The sequence below is a fragment of the Rubidibacter lacunae KORDI 51-2 genome (assembly GCF_000473895.1).
GTDB classification, from domain to species: Bacteria; Cyanobacteriota; Cyanobacteriia; order Cyanobacteriales; family Rubidibacteraceae; genus Rubidibacter; species Rubidibacter lacunae.
The window spans coordinates 1-20,898 of sequence record NZ_ASSJ01000081.1 but is presented as its reverse complement, the minus strand read 5'-3'; the positions used below and the strand labels follow the sequence as shown (position 1 = coordinate 20,898).

Annotated in this window: 16 protein-coding genes; 7 read left to right on the top strand and 9 right to left on the bottom strand. The window is 59.5% G+C overall.

Annotated features, from left to right (window positions below; all coding sequences use genetic code 11):
- Positions 1-5 precede the first annotated feature (5 nt).
- The gene (locus KR51_RS15015) at positions 6-728 is read left to right on the top strand and encodes a Stp1/IreP family PP2C-type Ser/Thr phosphatase (RefSeq protein ID WP_022608946.1); all 723 of its coding nucleotides are present in this window, start codon (positions 6-8) and stop codon (positions 726-728) included.
- Between the two features lie 160 nt (positions 729-888).
- On the opposite strand, the gene KR51_RS15010 is transcribed toward KR51_RS15015, so the two are convergent.
- Together KR51_RS15010 and KR51_RS15005 are read right to left on the bottom strand one after the other, a co-directional pair.
- Complete coding sequence (locus tag KR51_RS15010; RefSeq protein ID WP_022608945.1) at positions 889-1,482, bottom strand: D-glycero-alpha-D-manno-heptose-1,7-bisphosphate 7-phosphatase; 594 nt, start codon at positions 1,480-1,482, stop codon at positions 889-891.
- 3 nt (positions 1,483-1,485) lie between these two features.
- Positions 1,486-2,442 carry a glycosyltransferase family 9 protein gene (locus KR51_RS15005; protein ID WP_022608944.1) on the bottom strand — a complete coding sequence of 319 codons (957 nt, stop codon included), beginning with the start codon at positions 2,440-2,442 and terminating at the stop codon, positions 1,486-1,488.
- 101 nt (positions 2,443-2,543) lie between these two features.
- Here KR51_RS15005 and ispD point away from each other — a divergent pair, with 101 nt between their 5' ends.
- Entirely contained in the window at positions 2,544-3,230 is a 687-nt protein-coding gene (gene ispD / locus KR51_RS15000; RefSeq protein ID WP_022608943.1) for a 2-C-methyl-D-erythritol 4-phosphate cytidylyltransferase, read from the top strand.
- Between the two features lie 70 nt (positions 3,231-3,300).
- On the opposite strand, the gene glmS is transcribed toward ispD, so the two are convergent.
- The 3 genes from glmS to KR51_RS14985 form a co-directional block, all read right to left on the bottom strand.
- On the bottom strand, positions 3,301-5,202 hold the full coding sequence (gene glmS / locus KR51_RS14995; RefSeq protein ID WP_022608942.1) for a glutamine--fructose-6-phosphate transaminase (isomerizing): 1,902 nt from the start codon (positions 5,200-5,202) through the stop codon (positions 3,301-3,303).
- 269 nt (positions 5,203-5,471) lie between these two features.
- Positions 5,472-6,503, bottom strand: coding sequence for a DUF4335 domain-containing protein (locus KR51_RS14990; RefSeq protein WP_022608941.1), 1,032 nt, complete (start codon positions 6,501-6,503; stop codon positions 5,472-5,474).
- A gap of 31 nt (positions 6,504-6,534) precedes the next feature.
- Entirely contained in the window at positions 6,535-7,179 is a 645-nt protein-coding gene (locus tag KR51_RS14985; RefSeq protein ID WP_022608940.1) for a DUF3038 domain-containing protein, read from the bottom strand.
- A gap of 327 nt (positions 7,180-7,506) precedes the next feature.
- Here KR51_RS14985 and KR51_RS14980 point away from each other — a divergent pair, with 327 nt between their 5' ends.
- Both KR51_RS14980 and KR51_RS14975 read left to right on the top strand, forming a co-directional pair.
- On the top strand, positions 7,507-8,040 hold the full coding sequence (locus KR51_RS14980; protein WP_022608939.1) for an adenine phosphoribosyltransferase: 534 nt from the start codon (positions 7,507-7,509) through the stop codon (positions 8,038-8,040).
- Positions 8,041-8,102: 62 nt separating this feature from the next.
- Positions 8,103-9,167: an ABC transporter permease gene (locus KR51_RS14975; protein WP_022608938.1), complete on the top strand. Its 1,065-nt coding sequence runs from the start codon at positions 8,103-8,105 to the stop codon at positions 9,165-9,167.
- Between the two features lie 129 nt (positions 9,168-9,296).
- Here the strand turns inward: KR51_RS14975 and KR51_RS17725 are convergent, their stop codons facing one another.
- Positions 9,297-9,917 carry a COP23 domain-containing protein gene (locus KR51_RS17725; protein WP_022608937.1) on the bottom strand — a complete coding sequence of 207 codons (621 nt, stop codon included), beginning with the start codon at positions 9,915-9,917 and terminating at the stop codon, positions 9,297-9,299.
- Between the two features lie 622 nt (positions 9,918-10,539).
- Here KR51_RS17725 and ligA point away from each other — a divergent pair.
- Both ligA and KR51_RS14960 read left to right on the top strand, forming a co-directional pair.
- On the top strand, positions 10,540-12,585 hold the full coding sequence (gene ligA, locus KR51_RS14965) for an NAD-dependent DNA ligase LigA (RefSeq protein WP_022608935.1): 2,046 nt from the start codon (positions 10,540-10,542) through the stop codon (positions 12,583-12,585).
- Positions 12,586-12,691: 106 nt separating this feature from the next.
- On the top strand, positions 12,692-13,327 hold the full coding sequence (locus KR51_RS14960; protein WP_022608934.1) for a DedA family protein: 636 nt from the start codon (positions 12,692-12,694) through the stop codon (positions 13,325-13,327).
- Positions 13,328-13,359: 32 nt separating this feature from the next.
- Here KR51_RS14960 and KR51_RS14955 read toward each other — a convergent pair whose 3' ends face one another.
- The 3 genes from KR51_RS14955 to KR51_RS14945 all read right to left on the bottom strand — a co-directional run bounded on the left by KR51_RS14955 (position 13,360) and on the right by KR51_RS14945 (position 17,326).
- Entirely contained in the window at positions 13,360-14,052 is a 693-nt protein-coding gene (locus KR51_RS14955; protein ID WP_040656486.1) for a Bax inhibitor-1/YccA family protein, read from the bottom strand.
- A gap of 193 nt (positions 14,053-14,245) precedes the next feature.
- Positions 14,246-16,111: an SLC13 family permease gene (locus tag KR51_RS14950; protein WP_198016810.1), complete on the bottom strand. Its 1,866-nt coding sequence runs from the start codon at positions 16,109-16,111 to the stop codon at positions 14,246-14,248.
- Positions 16,112-16,264: 153 nt separating this feature from the next.
- The gene (locus tag KR51_RS14945) at positions 16,265-17,326 is read right to left on the bottom strand and encodes an Mrp/NBP35 family ATP-binding protein (RefSeq protein ID WP_022608929.1); all 1,062 of its coding nucleotides are present in this window, start codon (positions 17,324-17,326) and stop codon (positions 16,265-16,267) included.
- Between the two features lie 414 nt (positions 17,327-17,740).
- Between KR51_RS14945 and KR51_RS14940 the strand changes: the two genes are divergently transcribed.
- The gene (locus KR51_RS14940; protein ID WP_022608928.1) at positions 17,741-20,359 is read left to right on the top strand and encodes a M1 family metallopeptidase; all 2,619 of its coding nucleotides are present in this window, start codon (positions 17,741-17,743) and stop codon (positions 20,357-20,359) included.
- The last annotated feature ends 539 nt before the right edge of the window (positions 20,360-20,898 follow it).

The following is a 20,898-nucleotide window of genomic DNA, read 5'->3' as shown; positions in this document are numbered from 1 at the left end:
AAGTTATGGGACGTTGCTTCGTAGGGCTCACCGATACGGGACTCGTACGAGCTGTCAACCAAGACAGCTACTATGCCGATCCTGACGGCCGTTTTTTCATCGTCGCAGACGGCATGGGCGGGCATGCCGGCGGTCAGGAAGCCAGTAAGCTGGCAACCGAGTGCATTAGTGCCTACATTGACCAATACTGGACCGACTCGGGAGCGGTTTCGGACTTGCTGCTCCGCAATGCCATCATTCAGGCTAACCAAGCAATTCTTGAGGACCAACAAGTCAATCCCGAGCGGGCAGAAATGGGAACGACGGTAGTCTTGGCCCTGTTCCGGGATAACGAAGCTTGGTGCGCGCACGTGGGCGATTCGCGCCTCTACGTGTTGCGCGATTCCAAACTGGAGCTTGTGACTGAGGACCACACTTGGGTGAGCTGGGCGCTGCGGGCAGGGACGATTACCCCTGAGGAAGCCAGCGTGCATCCCTGGCGGCACGTGCTGTCGCAGTGTTTGGGACGTCAAGAGTTAGACAACATTGAGATTCAACAGCTCGACATCGCCTCCGGCGATCGCCTGTTGCTTTGCAGCGACGGTTTGACCGGCGAGTTGTCTGAAGATCTCATCTGTTCGTACATCGAGACCAGTCCATCGTGTCAAGAAGCCGCTTACCGACTAGTGGAAGCAGCTAAGGATAAAGGCGGTTCGGATAATATTACGGTGGTTTTGGTGGCTGAATAACGGTGGTGCTGGCGGCTGAAGATCTCGGCGGCGTCGATAATTATGACAGAGGTGGATGCTGGCATCTCGACGATGGCGAGCTGGATAGGGATACGTCCGCAGCAACCGCAAGCAGTTATTGAGGTCGAATAACGAACCTTAGAGCGCGAGTTGCTCGCTCTTAGAGCGGGGCGATCGCTCGGTTTCCCAGAATCCAAGCCACGGCGGCACTGAGGTCGTCGGCGATGTAGTCCGGGCGCGTGGCGTGTTGGTAACGCCCGCCGAGGACTTGTGCCCCGTAGCCCGTTCGAACAAGGATGCCGGTTGCGCCAGCATTATGCGCTAGATCGACATCGGTCGCTTTATCGCCGATGACAATACTCCGGGATAAGTCAAGCTCGTGTTGCCAGGCGGCAGCAACAAGCATGCCGGTATTGGGCTTGCGCCACGTACTCCAGCAGGCAAGCTCGGGATTGCTGCCCCCGGCAGGCGGACTCAGGTACGGGCAGAAATACAGGGCGTCGAGCCTGGCTCCGGCGTCGGCATAGAGCAAGTTGCACAAGCGGGTGTGGAGGGCTTCGACGTGGGCAACGGGGTAATAGCCGCGGGCGGGTCCGGATTGATTGGATACCAGACAGCAGAAGTAGCCGCGCTCGTTGAGCTGGCGCACGGCAGCGGCAGCACCGGGTACGAGCTGGAGATCGGCAACATCGTGGATGTACCCGGCTTCAATATTGAGAACGCCATCGCGGTCGAGAAAGACGGCTGCAGACACGGGCTAGTTTCCCCAAATTGCTTTAAGAATGGCATCCACGGGAATGTCGGCGATGCGATCGCTGGGCGATTGGATGCCGACGCACGTTTTGCTTTCGGGCGGCAGTAGCTTCGCTGCTTGGGTGGGTCCGAACAAAGCAATGGTATAGGTGCCGACGGCAACGGCGAGGTGCATGGGCGCGCTGTCCGTGCAAAGCATGAGGTTGGCGCCGCCTATGAAGGCAGCGAGCTTGCCGATGTCCGGGGGCGAGGTCACTTTCAAGTTCGGAACGGTTTGAGCGATCTCGGCAACGAACTCGGTGTCTTCCGGACCCTGCAGGACGACGATCGGCAGGTCGGGTTGTTTGGTGCGGATATCGGCCAGCACCTGTTGCCATTTTTCAACGGGGTAGATCTTGTCGATGCCCTTAGCGATCGCAAGCCGGCTGGAGCCGCCGTGGACGAGGATGTACCCGTCGCCGAGACCGAGGCGTTGTTGTTCGTTTTCGGCCCAGGTGATGTCAGTTTTGGCCAGAACGAGCTCCGGCGGCTTGCACGGCGTTGCGATGTCGAGCCCGCGCAGCAGGTCGTGGTACATGTAGGCGGCGTATTGCTCGTTTTTGAGCGGAACGGGGTTGGTGAGGAACCAAGATGGATTCGTGGCGTAACCGATGCGATTGGGGATGCCGTTGAGCCATAGCAGCAGCCCGACAGTCCAGCGTTGCCCCAGGGCAAGGGCAACTTCGTATTCGCGATCGCGGATGATGCCGAGGAGATTGACAAAGTCGGCAAGGCTGTTGCGACCCTTAAAGTCAAAGGGCACGGCACGGACGTAGGGGCACACGCGGTAGGCAGCGATCGCGCGCGGCTCGGCGATAACGTCGATGGAGGCATCGGGGTACTTTTGATGGAGGTCGGCGAGGGTGGGGAAGAATAGAATTTGATCGCCGATACCGCCGGGGACGAGGGCTAAAATACGCATCTTTTCGGAGCCTGCGGGATAGATTCAGCTCAATTTTATAGAAACATGGTGTATGGAATGCGCGCGCACGCGATTCCTTGCACCTAGAGCTAACTCCTGCTATGCATTTACTGATCCCCGCTGCCGGTCGCGGCCGGCGCATGGGCGCGAAGAAGAACAAGCTGCTCTTGCCGCTGATGGACCGTCCGCTGATGAGCTGGACCCTAGAGGCTGTCGCAGCAGCATCGTCGGTAAGCTGGATCGGGTTGATCGGTCAGCCAGAGGATTTTCCGGCATTTGAAGCGATCTTGGCGGAGTTAACGCTTGCGGTGCCGGTGCAATTCGCGATCGGCGGGGCAACGCGCCAGGAGTCGGTGTTCGCAGGATTGCAGGCGTTACCGGCAGGGGCGACGCAGGTGGCGATTCACGATGGGGCGCGTTGTTTGGCGACGCCAGCGTTATTCGATCGCCTGAGCGAGTCGCTGGCGGAGCACCTGGGGGCGATCGCGGCGGTACCGGTCAAGGATACACTCAAGTTGGTGAACGAGCAGCGGATGATTTGCGCAACGCCCGATCGCACGCGCATGTGGGCAGCACAGACCCCGCAGGGATTTGCGGTTCCGGAGCTGTTGCGCTGCCACCGGGAAGGACGCGCGCGCGGCTGGCAAGTCACGGACGATGCAGCGTTGTTCGAGCGCTGCGAGTTGCCAGTGCAGGTGGTGGAAGGGGAGGAGACGAATCTGAAGGTGACGACGCCAGTCGATCTGGCGATCGCGGAAGTGATTTTGCGGAAACGCGGGGCGACTTGAGGATAGGTAAATCCAGCCGTCGTTCGCCCGACACTATCCAACAAAATCAAACTTTCGAGACAATCGGACGCTACTCGACCGTCACCGACTTGGCGAGATTGCGCGGTTGATCCACGTCGAGACCGCGACGGGCGGCAATGTGATAAGCCAGCAACTGCAGCGGGACGACGGTCAAGATTGGCGAGAGCAGTTCCTCGAGTTCGGGAACCGGCAGCAGGTCGTCAAAGATTTCGGCAGCATGGCTGTCGTTGGCAACAGTGACACCGATCAACCGCGCGTCCCGCGCTTTTGCCTCCTGAGCATTCGAGAGAACTTTTTCGTACACCACGCCTGGCATGGCAATGGCTACAACAGGCACGCGCTCGTCGAGGAGGGCGATCGGCCCGTGCTTCATTTCGCCGGCAGGGTAACCTTCGGCATGGATATAGCTAATTTCTTTAAGCTTGAGGGCACCTTCGAGGGCAATGGGAAAGTTGATGCCGCGTCCGAGGAAGATGAAGTCCTGTGTCTTGTTGAATCCGTGGGCGAAGTCTTCGATGTAGCGTTCCTGGCATTCCAAAACGAGTTCGATTTGGCCGGGTAAGTGTCGCAAACCAGCCAAGATCCGAGCGATGCGATCGCCAGACAGTGCCTGGCGTTGCCAGGCGAGGTCTAGGGCGAGGCAGTAAAACCCGACGAGTTGCGCTACGAACGTTTTTGTAGCGGCAACGCCGATCTCGATCCCCGCGCGAGTATCGATGATGGTATCGACGAGCTGGGCAAGAGAGCTTTCCGGACGGTTGGTGATGCCGAGCAAGCGTGCCTGTAGGGTTGGGGCAAGATCCCTGCGGCGTTCCCGCTCGAGGTCTAGGGCGGCGAGGGTGTCGGCGGTCTCGCCCGATTGCGTCACGCCGATGGTTAGCGTATTGGGCGTCAGCGGTGTGGGGGCATAGCGTGCTTCCGAGGCATACTGCACAACGGTTGGGATTCCCGCCAGTTGCTCCAAGAGATATTTGCCGACCAGGCTCGCGTGCCAACTCGTCCCGCAGGCAAGAATTTGCACGTGCTCTAAATTGTCAAGCAATGCGACCGGCAGACCTAAGTCCACCGGTCGCGACGCCGGATCGTCGGGCTGCCAATCGCTATTGAGATAGGCTTCCAAACAGGTTCTCACCACGCCCGGCTGCTCGTAGATCTCCTTGAGCATGAAGTGGCGGTAGCCTTGCTTTTCCACTTGAATTGGGTTCCAGTCAAGCGTGCGCGGCGCTTTCTTGAGGCGATCGCCAGCCAGGTTGTAAACTTCAACACTCAGAGGCGTCAGTCGCGCGAGTTCGCCGTTGGCTAAGGTCAACACGGCGCGGGTGTGGGGCACGATCGCGGGCGTATCCGAAGCGCAGAAAAACTCTCCTGGTCCGAAGCCCAACACTAGCGGTGCCTGCTCGCGCGCGACGATCAGCTCGTCCGGGTAGTCGGCACAAAGGACGGCGATCGCAAAGGCACCTTCTAGGCGCTGTACTGCTTTGCGGACGGCATCCAAGAAGAACGAGGGCGAGCCCGATGTCGCGTTTTCCTCGGCGTTTGCTAGGTAGCTGGCGATGAGATGCGGGATGACTTCGGTATCGGTGTCGGAGGAGAACTCGTGGCCTCGAGCCTTCAGTTCGGCGCGCAGCTCGCGGTAGTTCTCGATGATGCCATTCTGGACGACGGCAACGCGCCCGGCCATATCGACGTGCGGGTGGGCGTTGTGCTCTTCGGGCTTGCCATGGGTTGCCCAACGCGTATGCCCGATGCCGATTTGCGCCGTGACGGGGAGCATTTCGAGCTTGGTGCGGAGATTGTGCAGCTTGCCCTTCGCTCGGACGTAGTGCAGCTTGCCGGATTCGACGAGCGCGACACCAGCCGAGTCATAACCGCGATATTCGAGGCTCTCTAGCCCAGACAGCAGGATCTCCGTTGCCGGGCGCGTGCCAATGTAACCGACGATTCCGCACATAGGGTCCGGTCGCTCCTCTAACGCGTTTGGTCGATGCGATGGATATACGCTACTGGTCGAGCTGGGGATCGTCAACTTGCGACCGGGTAGTCTCCAGACTGACTGCTGCGGCTCCGAGCAGAGTAGTTATTTCAGAACAAAGGAATTCCCAATAGTTCCGGGAACGGCCTCCGAGCGCGATCGGACGATCGCCTCATCCTGACTGCCCGAACAGATCCCGTGTCGGGCACGAGCACGACCGATCCCTCCCGTAAGGTTAATTTCGTCCGTTACGGTTCAACAGACTGCGGCGCGATCGCGACGCTGCCATCGGGGTTGAAGGTGAGCTGAAACTGAGCCACGTGCAACGGCTCGGTACCGCTAACATCCGGTGGCGTGACGAGGCGTGGCAGTACGGGAGCGGCAGCAAGCGGGCGATTGCTTCGTTCGAGTGCCTGATAGCCCAATAGGTTGCCGGTGGCGTCCGCCCAGATACGATATTCCAACGGTGTATCGAGCGCATTCGCGTTGCTGTCCCAGGCGGCTTCAATCTCGTCGCGGAGGCGCGCGCCCAATGCGCTTTGCTCTGCGGCATCGGAGACGGTCAGTGCCGTGGCGAGGACGGTTTCGATATCGTCGGGGAACGTTGCGCCGACCGCGCCGAATTCGCTCGGGTCAAGAGCCGACTCTTGTTGGGGCTCGGTCGATTCGGGCGCTCGTGTCTCGGGAACGGGGAGCATGTAGAAGGCGAGAGCCGCAGCCACAAAGCCCGCAGCACCGATCGCGGCCGGTTTCGCACGCTCGGCGAGGGGTTTGTCCGGTTTGCGCAGGTGCTTCGGCAGCGGCGTCAGCTCAAGGGACATATCCGGAAGTGTCGCGCGATCGGTCAAGAATTGGTCGATCGCCTCGACGAGATCGAACAACTGCACCGTCGTTAACTCGACTTGCAGCAGCTCGCCCGGGCCCCGGTCGCCATCGTCCTTGCTGGTGTCGTCGGGCATACGCGCATCGGGTGCGTGCACGAGCAGGAGGTGGGTACCCTCATCGTCGCCGGCGGTGAAGGAAATTGCGCGATCGCCGCGATCGGGTTGATTGGGCGCGATGCCGCTGAGCAGCGCTTGAGCGTAAGCATTGGCTGCCGCAACCAAGTTGGTGAGGAAGTCGCGATCGCCGCTGAGATGCTCGTCTCGACCGAGGAAACGGCACTCGACACCGGTCAAGATCGATAGGGGCGGACGCAACTCAAGCGCGTCGGCTTCATGGCTCCATCCGTCAAGAGTGAGGGTGCAGTTGGGCAAGCTGTACTGACGCCGGATGCTCATCCGCTCTCTCCGTCAAAGTTCGCAAACGTGTCTACCGAATCTCTCCGTCAAACAGGCTGCTCCACAGCCGCTGGGCGCCCGTCGTACCGGTCAAAAACAGCAACCGGGACAGTAGCAACAATGCCAGCGCGTCGAGCTGAGCGCGATCGCCCAGATACATGGCGACCTTCGCGCGTCGCGGGTTCATGCGTCCGCGAAAATGCGCGCTGAAGCGATCGAGATACTGCGTCAGACGCACGTGGCTATTTATGGTCAATTTTTTGTCTCGCAGCTGCGTCTGCACCATGACAAGTTGCCGGATCGCGACGGTGAGCTGTTTGGCGCGGCGCGTGGCAACCAGCGTCAGCGCTTTTGCCTCGGCCTGCGTCAGCGATCGCCGCGCATAGGAGCGACGCCAGGGATTGGTGCAGCGCAAGCGCCAGAGGACGACGCGGTTGCTGACTAGAGATTGCAGTTGCAGATCTCGTGCCGCAACAAGCATTCGCTCGGAGCCACCGAGTTCGAGGGCTTCGAGAGCCAGCAAAAACAAATCGATCCGCTGTTGCACGTGAGGCGAGCAGCGATCGTCGGCGAGCGCGAAGTCCGGTAAGCTCTCCAGAATAGACGGCACCGTGGGCGCGGGCGGGCTGTGCCAGTCGGGTTGTTGTTCGGAAGTAACGCTCGCTGATTGACTCATGAAACCGAGTACGTGAAACCGGGCGCGTGACGTATGCAAGTGACTGTCGAACGGCAGATGGCTCCACCGAGGCGATCGCGGCTATAGGCAGCTGATACGGCAGGAGTGCAATTACAGCATAAACAGTTCCACTCTAGCGGGTCGCCCAACGCTAACGCGTTGGTAGTCAACCGACAGCGGCTAGCAACGCCATAGTTTACACTTTTTCAGATGCGCATTGAGGCGTATCCGTTGAGATGACGATCGAGCGACGCGATCGCGCAGCCGAAGATCTCCGTGCGGTGCGATCGCGCGAGATCGCAACCCGACTTGTTACTGGTGGATGTGATGGAGTCTAAGTTAGAAATCCTCAAGGCGTCGGTCCGAACCGTTCCGGACTTTCCCAAGCCCGGCATTCAGTTTCGCGACATCACGACACTGCTGCACAACCCCGATGCTTTGCAGATAACGTTCGACCTCCTAGTCGAGCGCATCCAGAACTCCGGTATCGCGCCCAACTACGTCATCGGCATCGAGTCGCGCGGCTTTATGTTCGCGCCCACGCTGGCTTGCGCCCTCGGCGCTGGGTTCGTCCCCGTCCGCAAGCCGGGTAAACTCCCAGCGGCCGTCCACACGATCGAGTACGACCTAGAATACGGCACCGATCGCCTCGAAGTTCACCAAGATGCAATGCCTGCCGGAAGCAAGGCGTTGGTCGTAGATGACTTGATCGCCACTGGCGGGACGGCACGGGCAACGGCAAACTTGATCGACAACATCGGCTGTTACGTCGTTGGCTTTGCTTTCGTTATCGAGCTCCGCGACCTCGGCGGGCGATCGCAGCTGCCCGATGTCCCGATCGTTACGCTTTTAGAATATTGAACCGGGCAACGTTCCGGGCCCGGTTCGGTCTTGCGGTTGTTCGCTCGAGCTAGGAGCGCATCATGACGGACTCAACTCCTCAACCCAATCGGTCGCAGCGCGTCAGTCGCTGGCAATCGCGAGTCGACGCAATTGCCAGTAATGACACCGCGCTCTATGCGCTCAAGCGAGTGGGACAGGCCCTGCTAACGCTACTGCTGGCGTCGTTGCTTAGTTTTGCCATCATTCAATTAGCACCGGGCAACTATCTCGATACGCTGCGGCAAAATCCGCAAATTTCGCCGGAAACGATTGCGGACCTGACCGCCCGCTTTGGCTTGGACAAACCCGCGATCGTTCAGTACGGTTTATGGCTGCGCAACGTCATTCTGCGCGGCGACTTCGGGGAAAGCTTCATTTATAACCGTTCCGTAACGGCACTGATTGCCGAGCGGGTGCCGGCAACGCTTTTACTAGCCGTGACGTCGACGATCGCGACCTGGGCGATCGCGATTCCCTTGGGAATTGTCGGCGCGGTGCAGCAAAACCAATTCAGCGATCGCGTCCTCCGCACGCTGAGTTATTTGGGGCAGGGCTTCCCGAGTTTTATCACGGCATTGCTGCTGTTAATCCTGGCTCAGAATACGTCGCCGCTATTCCCGGTTGGCGGCATGACGAGTCTTGATTTCGATTCGCTTTCGCTGCCGCAGAAAGTTTTGGATGTTGCCTGGCACGCTCTCCTGCCCACCGTCGCATTGAGCATCACTAGCTTTGCCGGCCTTCAGCGGATCGCCCGCGGCGAGTTGCTCGACGTCTTGCGTCAGGATTACATCCAAACTGCTCGCGCCAAGGGCTTGCCCGAAAATCGAGTGCTCTACGTTCACGCACTCCGCAACGCCATTAACCCGCTGATTACGTTGCTCGGCTTCGAGTTTGCGAGTCTGCTTGGCGGAGCGTTTATTGCCGAGTATTTCTTTAGCTGGCCGGGGTTGGGCCGATTAATCTTGCAAGCCGTATTCGCTCAGGACATCTACCTGGTAATGGCAAGCTTATTGATGGGCGCGTTGATGTTGATTGTCGGCAACTTCTTAGCGGATCTCGCCCTTAAGTTTGCGGACCCACGCATTCGCTTAGAGAATATCAACTAACGCATCCGGGCCAGCTCATCGATCGAGCAGGATGGTTGACGTTCGGCAGCACAACGGGTAGGGCGCAGGCGAGCGGCGAGACCGCAGCCCGCAGCAGAGTCGAGTTTGTTCGAATCCACAACATCGCTGCTAAAACAGCTGCTCCGGCTTGGCTTCGGGCACGTCAGCAGACTCGTCGAGGGTTTCCTCACGCCAGGAATCCGGTGTCGGCTCGCTTTGGGTTCCCAATTCGGTTGCCAGCGGCGCGAGGGCTTCGCGCACGTCGATATACGGATACGTCGGCTCTCCGCCGCGGACGAGCGGACCGCCACTTTGATGGCGAACGGCAAACAACTCCTTCAGGGTCGTCGCGGCATTCCGGTCGGGTTCGAGCGTGAACAGCACGTTACTGTGATTACACGTGCCGCGTTGGTGGGTCGCGCAGATAACAGGTAAGCCGTTCACAACGCCGGCCGTGATGTAATTCAGGTCCCCGCGAGCGTAGGCCTGCTGAAAACGAGCGGTCACTTGCTGGCAGCGCGTGAGATTGTCGAACCCTGACTCGGCGAAGTACTGAGATTGCCAGCGGATGATGGGCATCGCGCGACTGATGGAAGGGTTGTGGGCGACCGTCGTTGGCAGCCCTGCATCGAAGGTGCAGCGGAACTGAATTCCTGACCTGCTTGGAGGTTCCGCAGCGGCCGGCGCGATCGCGATCGCAGTCAAGCCGGCGATCGGGATGAGCGAGAGTCGATTTATATAGGCGGGCATAGCCAGATGCTCCGAGTCAATTGTTTAAATTAAATGGAAGGCGACCTGTTTGGCTTGGGTAAGCGAGTTTTCTTCGATCAGTGTGGAATTTCTACTTTGCCTCGAGCAATGATGCAATACGGCCCCGAGCTGGGGCATGTCACCCGCTCGTATTGGCAATGACTCGGAGAGAAGCTTTGAGCAAACCAGGCGGGCGAGAACTTCAGCAGTCCAGAACTATCGAGGATGGAGCGACTGAATTGGCTCGACACGCTGGGCATCCAGACGGCAATCGCAGTTTGAGTGACCGTGTTCAAATGTCCCGATTCGTATAGAAACTCAAGTCGTCATAAATGCTAGGGTACCCGCACGGATACTCGAATATCCCACCGAACCGGTCGAGTTCGTTCGCTAGGCGAAAAATGGGTTCGGAGATCGCGCTTGGCTTGTAAATCGTTGCCCCGGACTTGTCGAAGCGGGGGGGCTCTAGGTTGGTTTGCTGCCCGACCGCTCGCAGCCGTTATTCCATTGCCGGGCAAGAGCTTGGGGCAGCGCCGGCGAGACTGACTCGCCTCGGGCGTTCTGCCGCTACCGCCTGCCCGGAAAGTCAACTATCCTGAGGGTCGAGCGAGGGGATGCAGGGATGGTAGAAACAGCGATCGTCAAGCGCGTCGAGCAGTTGCGCCAGCAACTCCGGCAGGCAAACTATGAATACTTTGTCCTCGACGCTCCAACTCTAGAAGACACTGTCTACGATCGCCTCCTGCGCGAACTGCAATCCCTCGAAGCCGAGCACCCCGACCTCGCCACCGCCGACAGTCCTACCCTGCGCATCGGCGGCCGGGCGGCAGAGAAATTTACGTCCGTCAAGCACAATATCCCGCTCTACAGCCTCGAAAACGCCTTCGGAATGGCCGAGCTTGCCAAGTGGGAAGAGCGCTGGCGGCGCCACACTGCCAACATCGCCGACTTTGCCTACACTTGCGAACTCAAAATCGACGGCTCCGCTCTCGCGCTAACTTACGAGCAAGGCGTCCTCACGCGCGGCACTACTCGCGGCGACGGCATCACGGGCGAAGACATCACGCCCAACGTCAAAACCATTCGCGCGATTCCGCTGCGGTTGCGAATCGAAAACCCGCCCGAGCGCTTAGAGATTCGCGGCGAAGCTTTCCTGCCCCTTGATGTCTTTGCCGACATTAATCGAGAACGCGATCGCCAAGCACTCGACCGTTTCGCCAACCCTCGCAATGCTGCTGCCGGCACCCTGCGCCAGCTCGACCCCAACGTGGTAGCCCGACGGCGATTGGATTTCTTTGCCTACACCCTTCTTATTGCCGATGCTGAGGATGACGAACGTACCGCGATCGCCTCGCCCGCTTCGCAATGGGAATCCCTGGAACTGCTGCAGAAACTCGGCTTCAAAGTCAACCCGAACCGCCGCCGCTGCCCGTCGCTGCAGGATGTGGGCGACTACTTTGAATACTGGGCAGAGCGGCGGCAAGACTTGCCGTATCTGACCGATGGCGTCGTCGTCAAACTCGACAGTCGCGCGCTCCAGCAACAACTTGGCTTCACCCAGAAATTCCCTCGCTGGGCGATCGCGCTGAAATACCCTGCTGAAGAAGTTCCCACTCGCGTCAAGGACATCGCCGTGAACGTCGGGCGGACTGGGGCTGTTACACCGCTGGCGATACTGGAACCCGTGCAATTAGCCGGCACCACCGTGCAGCGCGCCACCTTACACAATGGCGACCGCGTGGCCGAACTGGACGTGCGCGTTGGCGATACCGCGATCGTCCGCAAAGCCGGGGAGATCATTCCGGAAGTGCTGCGCGTGCTGCCGTCTTTGCGTCCGGATGGCACCCAGCCCTTCACGATGCCAACCCACTGCCCCGAATGCGGCACGGCACTCGTGCGACCCGAAGGCGAAGCCGTTACCCGCTGCCTCAATGTCTCCTGTCCCGCGATCGTCAAAGGCGCGATCGTGCACTGGGCATCGCGCGATGCGATGGATATCGACGGACTCGGCGAGAAAATCGTCGAGCAATTGACCCGCAGCCAGCTCGCGCGCTCGGTAGCCGACCTCTATACCTTGCGGCCCGAGACGATCGCCGAGCTGGAGCGCATGGGCAAGAAATCTGCCGAGAACTTGGCAGCTGCGATCGCTCGTTCCAAAACTCAGCCTTGGTCGCGCGTGCTTTACGCGTTGGGCATCCGCTTCGTCGGCAGCGTTAATGCCAAAATCCTCGCGGAGCATTTTCCCAACGTCAACGACCTCGCGACTGCCCCGGTTGAAGACCTGGAAGCTGTCTTCGGCATCGGCGGGGAAATTGCGCGATCGGTCCATCAATGGTTCCGCATCGACGCCAACCGCGGCCTCGTCGACCAGCTCGGGAAGGCGGGCGTGCAGTTCGTCGGCGTCCCGCGCCCAGCCAGAGACGATAGCGATGGCGGTCCGCTAGCCGGCACCACCTTCGTTATCACCGGCACGCTGCCAACCCTCAAGCGCAACGATGCCAAAGCCGCGATCGAAGCAGCAGGGGGTAAAGTTACCAACTCCATTAGCTCCAAAACTAGCTACCTCGTCTGCGGTGCCAACGCCGGATCCAAACTCGACAAAGCTCAAAAGCTCGGCGTTGCCGTCCTCGACGAAGCTCAACTTCAGGACCTGCTCAGCGGGGATTAAGCCCGCGGAGGTACGTTAGGATTGCTGCCGATCGCATCGCCCTTATCCTCAAACATCCGCAAGATCGACGGGCGAGCGACGCTCTCTGCATCCGACAAGGTACACAATGGATTGGTTATCGCTCGAGACCTGGCAAGAACTCGCCCGCAGTTACGGCTACGGGGCAGTTTTCCTCGGCATCGCGCTGGAAAATACCGGACTGCCGCTCCCGGGCGAAACGATTGCACTCACCGGCGGTTATCTGGCAGGCAATGGCGAACTGGACTATGGCCGCGTCCTCGGCAGTGCGATCGCCGGCGCCATCCTCGGCGACACTTGCGGGTATTGGTTGGGACGGACTGGTGGCTGGCCGCTCGTAGTTCGCGTCGGCAGCTGGTTCCGCATCTCTGAAGTGCAACTGCAAACTGCCCGCGATCGCTTCGGTCGCAGCGCGCGCCAAGCCGTCTTCTTCGGGCGATTCGTGACGCTGCTGCGCATTTTTGCCGGACCGCTGGCCGGTATCGCACGGATGCCCTATCTGGAATTCTTAGTCTGTAATGCTGCTGGAGCGGCGTTTTGGGCTCTAGCAATGGTCACTCTGGCGTTCGGTCTCGGCCGCGTCGTACCTTTGGGGCAAATCGCGAGCTGGGTCGCGCAGTTCGGAGTGCTTGCCCTGGTTTTGGCGATCGCGGTAATTCTCCTGGCGTGGTGGTGGGAGACGCGCCGCAATCGGCGTCCGGTCGGCGAATCGGTCGAGCAGTAACCTCACTCGGAAACCTGCGCGATTCGTCGCGTTTAATTCCGCGAAAGCTGCATTAGCAACCGCAGGATGTACCAAAAGAGCAGTGCTACCGACGCAAACAGTTCGAGGGCTGCGGCCACGTGCTGATGAGTTTGGAAGTGATGCAGGACGTTTGAGGTGTCGTACAAAATGGCACCCGACGCGAAGATAATCATCGCAGCCGAGAACCACAGTCCCAGCGAGAATCCGAAAATCAGCGAGCAGACGATCAGCCCCAGCGCCACAAATCCGGCAATCCGGAGAATGCCGCCCAGGAAGGTGAAATCCTTGCCTGTCGTGAAGGCGATCGCCGTCAGCCCGCCGAACATCGCTACGGTCAGCACGCCGGCAGTGGCAATGATGTTTTCGCCCTGGAAGTAGGTGTGGGCGACAAACAACATCGGCGCGAAGATGATGCCCTGGATGAAGACATACAACCCGAGTCCCAGGTACTGCAGATTCGTGTCATCGGCACGCGCAGCCAGACCGCGCGACAGCCATCCGATCAGCATGAACGCTCCCAGAACGAGCAGCCAAGCGAGTCCGCCATTGCCGAAGAGCAGTGCCGTCAGCCCTTGAGCAATTCCCGTTTCAAACAGCAAGAATTCAAAGACGATAAACGCAGCGACCGCACCTGCCAGGTGCAAGTAGGTCTTCTGAATAAACTCGGCGCGTTCGCTCGGACGCGCGCTTGCGGCAATAACCATGTTCTTCAATCCCCTAGTGCAAACAGAGTGTTGCACCCCGAGTCTAGCCCACAGTTCCAAGCAGTGCCTATGGGGCGATCGCCCCAACCGATCGCGCCGATCTACAGCCCCAATCGCCATTAACTGCGCCTCTATCCAGAGAGCCGACCTCCACCTCAGCTCTTGGAGGACCGCGATCGCGTTAGGAGCAGGTTCAAGGCAGCGGTGCAGGCATCTCCAACCCGTAAATCCAAATCGTCAGCAGCGGGGTCGTCGCGGCGAGTAACAGGCTCAGCGGTGCGCCGACGCGAATAAAGTCCGTAAACCGATAGCCGCCCGGACCGTAGACCATCGTATTCGTCTGGTAGCCGAGGGGCGTCATGTAGCTATGCGAGGCAGCAAACACCACGGCAAACATGAAGGCGATCGCGTTGAGCTGTAGCGAGTTCGCAACGTTAACGGCAACGGGTAACATCAGCACCACCGATGCATTATTCGAGAGCACGGCGGTGAGCAGAGCCGTCGCCACGTAGAAAAAGAACAGCACCCAATATCCAGACAAGTTGCCGCCGAGAGCGAGCAGGCAATCGGCCAGCCAGCGCGTCGTCCCCGACTTCTCCATCGCAATCCCCAGTGGAATTAGCCCCGCCAGCAAAAAAATTACGTCCCAGCGCACGGCCCCGTAGATTTCGCCCGGACGCAAACAACCGGTTAGCACCATGAAGACCGCGCCCAACAGCGACCCGACGACGATCGGCAACCAATTCAGCGCTGCCAGCCCCACCACCCCGGCCACAATTGCCACAGCGATCGCAGCCTTGTTCGTTCGCAAACTTTCGCGATCGGCTTGGTCGATCACGAGCAGCTCGCGGGTGGTTTTTAAGCCCAGGATGCTCTCGCGCGGTCCCTGCACTAACAGCAAGTCGCCAAAACGCAGGGGAACGCGTCCCAAGCGCTCGCGCAGGACGTCCTGACCGCGCCGGATTGCCAACACGGTCACGTTGTAGCGCTGGCGAAAACGTAAGTCTTTGAGCGTAGAGCTAATCAGACGCGAGTTCGATAAGATCAGCACTTCGGCAATGCGTTCCTCGCCGGTCTCAAGCTGCGCGGCGATCGCCTCTTTGCCAAACTTAACCTCGGGGAGAATGTCGAGACCGCGCTCGTCGCGAATCTGCAGGAGATCGGCGCTGGTCCCGCGCACGAGCAAAATATCGCCGGCCTTAAGCACCTTATCGGCTAGGGGCTGAGGGAAATGCACGCCGTCGCGAATTAGCTCCAGCACGTCAACGTCGAACTTCCGCTGCAGCTCGCTCGCTCGCAGGGTCTGCCCCACCAAGTTCGAGCGCTGGGCAACAACGAGTTCGCTGACGTAATCGTTCAGTCCGTAGTCGCGATCGCCCCAAACCACGTTTTCACTAACGTTGGAAATACTTGCCTGCTCGGCCGCCGCTCGCACGCCCGAGCTTGGACGCCGGCCGAGCAGGCGCGGCACTACAAATGTCAGATAGGCTGCTCCAATTACGAAGGTGAGCGCGCCCATTCCGGCAAACTGCAGGAGGTGGAACTCTCCGTAGCCCAACTGTCGCGAGAGGTTGCTGGCCAGGACGTTCGTGGACGTGCCGACAACAGTCATCGTGCCGCCAAGAATTGCTGCAAACGACAGCGGCATCAGCAGCCGCGAGACCGACATGCCCTGTTTCTTGCACCAATCTTCGACGATCGGCAAAAACACTGCGACAACGGCCGTGTTGTTGATAATGGCGGAAATCGGCCCGACGACCAGGCTCATGACGGCGATTTGACGGCGCGGCGATCGCCCGCCCCAGCGGATCAAAAAGTCCCGTGCAGTCTGCAAGGCTCCCGTCCGCGCCACCCCGGCACTGAGGACGAACATAGCCATCACGGTCACCGTTGCCGTGTTGCCGAAACCGGAGATGCCCTCTTCGGGCGTTACCAACCCCAATACCATCAGGGCGATCGCAACCATTAACGCGGTGAAGTCAACCGGCCACCACTCGCCAACGAAAAAAATTAGCGCGATCGCAATGACGCCAAGCGTAAGAAATACGGACATGTGGATATTCTGTCTGGGACTGCCACAAGATAGGGCATGCAAGCGATCCTGGAGAGTGCATCCTCGCACGCACCTCGGTTTGGGGTAAACGCGCTCACCTGCAGACCAATGGGTCGCCGCGTCCCCGACCGACACAGATCGATCGGGGACGGGGCACGGTTAGGTTAGAGCGACCACGGAGACGCGGGCAGCCACGCGGCCGGCAATTTCTGTCAGCGCCTGAGCCGATGCCGAATCGGGGTCGGCAAGCACGATTGGCGTGCCGCGATCGCCCCCTTCGCGCAGGGCTATTTCGAGGGGAATGCAGCCGAGCAACGGAACGTCCAACTCCCGAGCGGTCTTTTCGCCGCCGCCCGACCCGAAAAGGTCGTATTGGCGATCCGGCTGGTCTGGTGGAATGAAATAGCTCATGTTCTCGACGATACCCAGCACCTGGGCGCCGAGCTGCCGGAACATCATCAACCCCCGGCGCGCGTCGGCAAGCGCAACGGACTGCGGCGTAGTCACGATCACGGCACCGGACATGGGCACGGCTTGCGCGAGGGTAAGCTGTGCATCCCCCGTCCCCGGTGGCATGTCGACAATCAGGTAGTCGAGCTCGCCCCACTCGACCTGGTATAGAAATTGTCGGATGATGCCGTTTAGCATCGGTCCGCGCCAGATCACGGGTTGATCGGGGTCGATCAGGAATCCCATCGACACCAGTTTGACTCCGTAGTTAAAGGCCGGTTCGAGTACCTCGCCCTGTGCGCCGTTGCGAACGGTGACCTTGGCACCGTCAAGACCGAGCATGCCCGGCGCGTTGGGTCCATAAATATCGGCATCAAGCAAGCCCACGCGAGAACCCGCTTGCGCTAGGGCGACGGCAAGATTGACGGCAACCGAGCTTTTGCCGACGCCGCCTTTACCGCTAGACACGGCGATGATGTTGCGGATGCCGGGAACCGACTGGCGATCGGGCAGGGATTTTTGTTGCGGCGTTTCGGCTGTAACGTCTACATCTACGGTTTCGATGCCGGGCAGTTGCTTGACGGCTTTTTGACAGTCCTCGACGATGAACTCGCGCAGCGGACAGGCAGGCGTCGTCAGCACGAGGGTGAAGCTAACCTTGCTACCGTCAACGCGCACGTTGCGGATCATGTTCAGTTCGACGAGGCTTTTTTGCAGTTCCGGATCTTGGACCGGACGCAGCACATTTAAAACGGTTTGAGTATCGAGCATTGTTTAGGGTCAAGCACGCAGATTGAAAAGGCGATCTCCTCGATCTCGATAGTAGCGGTCTCCCGGCGCATGCCGGATCGCTCCACTGCTTCAACCAATGCCGTTTTCCAACCAAACTATTGAGAATGGAAGCCCGCGCGATCGCTCCTTCACTGCAGCAGTCCGGCGACCGCGATCGCCCGGTCGACTGATAACCGGCCGTTTGCGCGCGGGCAATCAACCAATATGCCGGGCAAGCGCATGCTCCGCGACCTATCCCTGCCGCAACCGACTCGTACCTTCGCGCATCGAGCGGATGAGTATTGACCTGGGACTCTTGATAGAAGTTCTAGATAGGAGTTGTCGGCGATCGCGCGCGTCTGCTAGACCAGAGAGGATCGCTGCAACCCTACCGGATAAAGGCGCACCGTTGCCATGCCGAACCACTTGCACCGCTTTTACTTCGATACCGAAGACGACAGCCGCAGAGCCTTCGAACTACCCGGCGCGACGCCTCACTACAATCCCGATCGCCCCGGCCGAGTCAAACACATTCTGCTCGAACTGGCAATCGACTTCGACAACCGCAGCTTCAGCGGCACCTGCACGACGGTCCTCGTCCCGGTGCGCGCGGGCATCGATACCCTGGTCCTCGATGCAGAAGATTTACAGATCGACGCCGTGCGGATCGGATCGATCGCGCAACCCTTCCACTACGACGGCAAGCAACTGCGCGTACGACTGGCGCAACCGACCGGGACCGAGGCGATCGAGCTGTCGGTCGACTATTGCGTCGAGCAGCCCCAACGCGGACTCTATTTCGTCGGTCCGACCGACCGCTACCCCGACAAACCCACCCAAGCCTGGACCCAAGGCGAAGATGAGGATTCTCGCTTCTGGTTCCCGTGCTTCGATTATCCCGGCCAGCTTGCTAGCTCTGAGCTGCGCGTACGCGTTGCCAAACCCTACACAGCGATTTCTAACGGCACGCTAACTGATACGACCGATCTGGGCAACGAACGGATCTTTCACTGGTTCCAAGCGCAGGTTCACCCAACCTACCTGATGACCTTGGCCGCGGGCGAGTTCGTGGAAACCCGGGACGAGTGGGACGGCATTCCGATCACTTACCACGTTGCTCCCGACCGCGCGGAACAAGCTGCCCGTACCCTCGGCAAAACCCCGCGCATGGTTGCCTTTTTTAGCGAAAAGTACGGCTATCGCTATGCGTTTCCGAAGTACGCGCAAGTATGCGTCGATGACTTCATCTTCGGCGGCATGGAAAACACCTCCTGCACGCTGCTCACCGATCGCTGTCTGCTCGACGAACGGGCCGAGATCGACAACATGCGCTCCGAAAGTCTCGTTGCCCACGAGCTGGCACACCAGTGGTTTGGCGACTTGGTCGTCATCAAGCACTGGTCCCATGCCTGGATCAAAGAAGGGATGGCGTCCTACGCCGAAGTGCAATGGACGGAGCACGAATACGGGAACGATGATGCGGCTTACTATTTGCTGGGTGAAGCCCGCAGCTACCTCGACGAGGACAGTACGCGCTACCGCCGCCCGATCGTCACCAACGTCTACCGCGAGGCAATCGAACTTTACGATCGCCACCTCTACGAAAAAGGGGCGTGCGTCTACCACATGATTCGTGCTGCATTGGGCGATGCGGAGTTCGATCGCGCCATACACGCCTTTGTCCGCGATAACGCTCACAAAACGGTCGAAACCATCGACTTGCTGCGGGCGATCGACAACGCTACCGGTCGCAACCTGGCCCCGCTGTTCGACCAGTACGTTTTCCGTGGCGGTCACCCGGACTTCAAAGTTGCTTATAGCTGGGATGCAGCCTCGAACTTGGCACAACTAACCGTTACCCAGTCGCAAGCCAAAACCGACAAAGACGGGACCAAACGCGAAATTTTCGACCTGCGGATTCCCGTAGCATTCGGTTACGTCGAGACCGGCAGCGAGCCGACCTACAAAACCGTTACGCTGCGCGTGAACGAGCCCGAGCACAGCTTTTACTTCCCGCTCGATCGCCAGCCGCAATATGTGAGCTTCGATGCGGGGAACGCCCACCTCAAAACCGTCGAGCTGGCGTATCCCGCCCGAGAACTCAAAGCCCAACTCCAGCACGATCGCGATGTTATCGCTCGAATCTATGCTGCCGAGGCGCTTGGCAAGCAAGGCAACCTGGATGCCGTTAAAGCGTTGGGAAAAGCCCTGCAAACCGACCCGTTCTGGGGCGTCCGCGTGGAAGTTGCCAAGCAACTCGGGAAAGTCGAACTCGATCGCGCTGCCGCCGAGCTAATCGCCGGGTTGGACGACGCCGACGCGCGTGTCCGCCGTGCCGTGCTCGACGCCCTCGGCAAGCTCAAGACGGAGAAAAGCTTTGAAGCGATCGCGCGCATTGCCAAGGCCGGCGACCCGAGCTACTACACCGAGGCAACTGCCTTGCGCGCCCTCGGCGGTATGGTAACGGGGACGCTTAAGGCGCGGGCGCCAGAGGTTCTGGAGCTGCTGAAAGACGTGCTGCGATCGCGGGCGGGTTGGAACGAAGTGGTCAGAGCCGGCGCGATCGGCGGGTTGAGCAAGCTTAAAACCACGCCCGAGGCCGCAGACGCGATTCTGGAGTACGTGCAGATCGGCATACCACAAGCCCTGCGGCTCGCGGCAATTCGCGCGCTCGGCGCCGTGGCGGCCGGTCAAGAACCCGATCGCGTGGAACGGATTCTCGAGCAGCTCGACGCGATCGCGGGCGAGTCGTTCTTCCTAACCCAGGTGGCCGTCGTCGGCGCGCTGTCTCATATGCAGACCCCCAAGGCGATCGCGATCCTGAGCGGTTTGGCCGAGCGCACGCCCGACGGACGCGTGCGCCGCCGCGCGGAAGAGGCGATCGTCAGCGTCCGCCGCAAATTGGGTACCGACAAGGTGGTGAAGGAGCTGCGCGAGGAGCTCGACGCACTCAAGCAAGACAACCTCGACCTGCGCAGCCGCTTAGCGAAATTAGAAGCCCAGTCGGGCAGCGAGAGCGATCGCGCAGTTTGATCTTCTCGTGCTACTGCAGACGGCTTTCGCGAACTTGCAGCAGAAATTTGGTTCGAGCTAAAGCAATAGAGGCGATCGCCATAGCGCGAGAGTGGGTACAGGAGTCCTTCTGATGCTGGGTCCACTCTCTAGTCACCCGAACGTCGAACTCGATCTCGAATACGACAGTCGATGGATTGTCAATATTGCAGTCCTTCTCCCTATTAGAGGATTGTGGACAAACAAAAAAACTGCTGTCACAGCAGGATTTCATCATTACTATTAATCGACTCAGGCTGTCACTGCTGCTGTTTTCTTCGCGAAACTGCACCAAGGTGGATGCCGTTTACACCCACCACTGGAACATGGAAAAGTAGGGTAGTTTTACTCTTTGGGTACGAGGTAAAAATCGTTCATCCTCCTCTAACCTGGATTATTCACGAAGATTTTGAAGAAGCCTCAAACCCTTGCTCTGACTAGGCTCCAATCTACGTGTATAGAAACGCACTGTCATTGAGCGAAAAAGTCTGGGGTGCGTGTCACCCTCTACAGAGAGAATT

What these genes read in the sequence shown, in the direction of transcription:
- KR51_RS15015 (WP_022608946.1), top strand. Translation starts at nt 6, where the DNA reads ATGGGACGTTGCTTCGTAGGGCTCACCGATACGGGACTCGTACGAGCT.
- KR51_RS15005 (WP_022608944.1), bottom strand. Translation starts at nt 2,442, where the DNA reads ATGCGTATTTTAGCCCTCGTCCCCGGCGGTATCGGCGATCAAATTCTA.
- ispD (WP_022608943.1), top strand. Translation starts at nt 2,544, where the DNA reads ATGCATTTACTGATCCCCGCTGCCGGTCGCGGCCGGCGCATGGGCGCG.
- glmS (WP_022608942.1), bottom strand. Translation starts at nt 5,202, where the DNA reads ATGTGCGGAATCGTCGGTTACATTGGCACGCGCCCGGCAACGGAGATC.
- KR51_RS14990 (WP_022608941.1), bottom strand. Translation starts at nt 6,503, where the DNA reads ATGAGCATCCGGCGTCAGTACAGCTTGCCCAACTGCACCCTCACTCTT.
- KR51_RS14985 (WP_022608940.1), bottom strand. Translation starts at nt 7,179, where the DNA reads ATGAGTCAATCAGCGAGCGTTACTTCCGAACAACAACCCGACTGGCAC.
- KR51_RS14980 (WP_022608939.1), top strand. Translation starts at nt 7,507, where the DNA reads ATGGAGTCTAAGTTAGAAATCCTCAAGGCGTCGGTCCGAACCGTTCCG.
- KR51_RS14975 (WP_022608938.1), top strand. Translation starts at nt 8,103, where the DNA reads ATGACGGACTCAACTCCTCAACCCAATCGGTCGCAGCGCGTCAGTCGC.
- KR51_RS17725 (WP_022608937.1), bottom strand. Translation starts at nt 9,917, where the DNA reads ATGCCCGCCTATATAAATCGACTCTCGCTCATCCCGATCGCCGGCTTG.
- ligA (WP_022608935.1), top strand. Translation starts at nt 10,540, where the DNA reads ATGGTAGAAACAGCGATCGTCAAGCGCGTCGAGCAGTTGCGCCAGCAA.
- KR51_RS14960 (WP_022608934.1), top strand. Translation starts at nt 12,692, where the DNA reads ATGGATTGGTTATCGCTCGAGACCTGGCAAGAACTCGCCCGCAGTTAC.
- KR51_RS14955 (WP_040656486.1), bottom strand. Translation starts at nt 14,052, where the DNA reads ATGGTTATTGCCGCAAGCGCGCGTCCGAGCGAACGCGCCGAGTTTATT.
- KR51_RS14945 (WP_022608929.1), bottom strand. Translation starts at nt 17,326, where the DNA reads ATGCTCGATACTCAAACCGTTTTAAATGTGCTGCGTCCGGTCCAAGAT.
- KR51_RS14940 (WP_022608928.1), top strand. Translation starts at nt 17,741, where the DNA reads ATGCCGAACCACTTGCACCGCTTTTACTTCGATACCGAAGACGACAGC.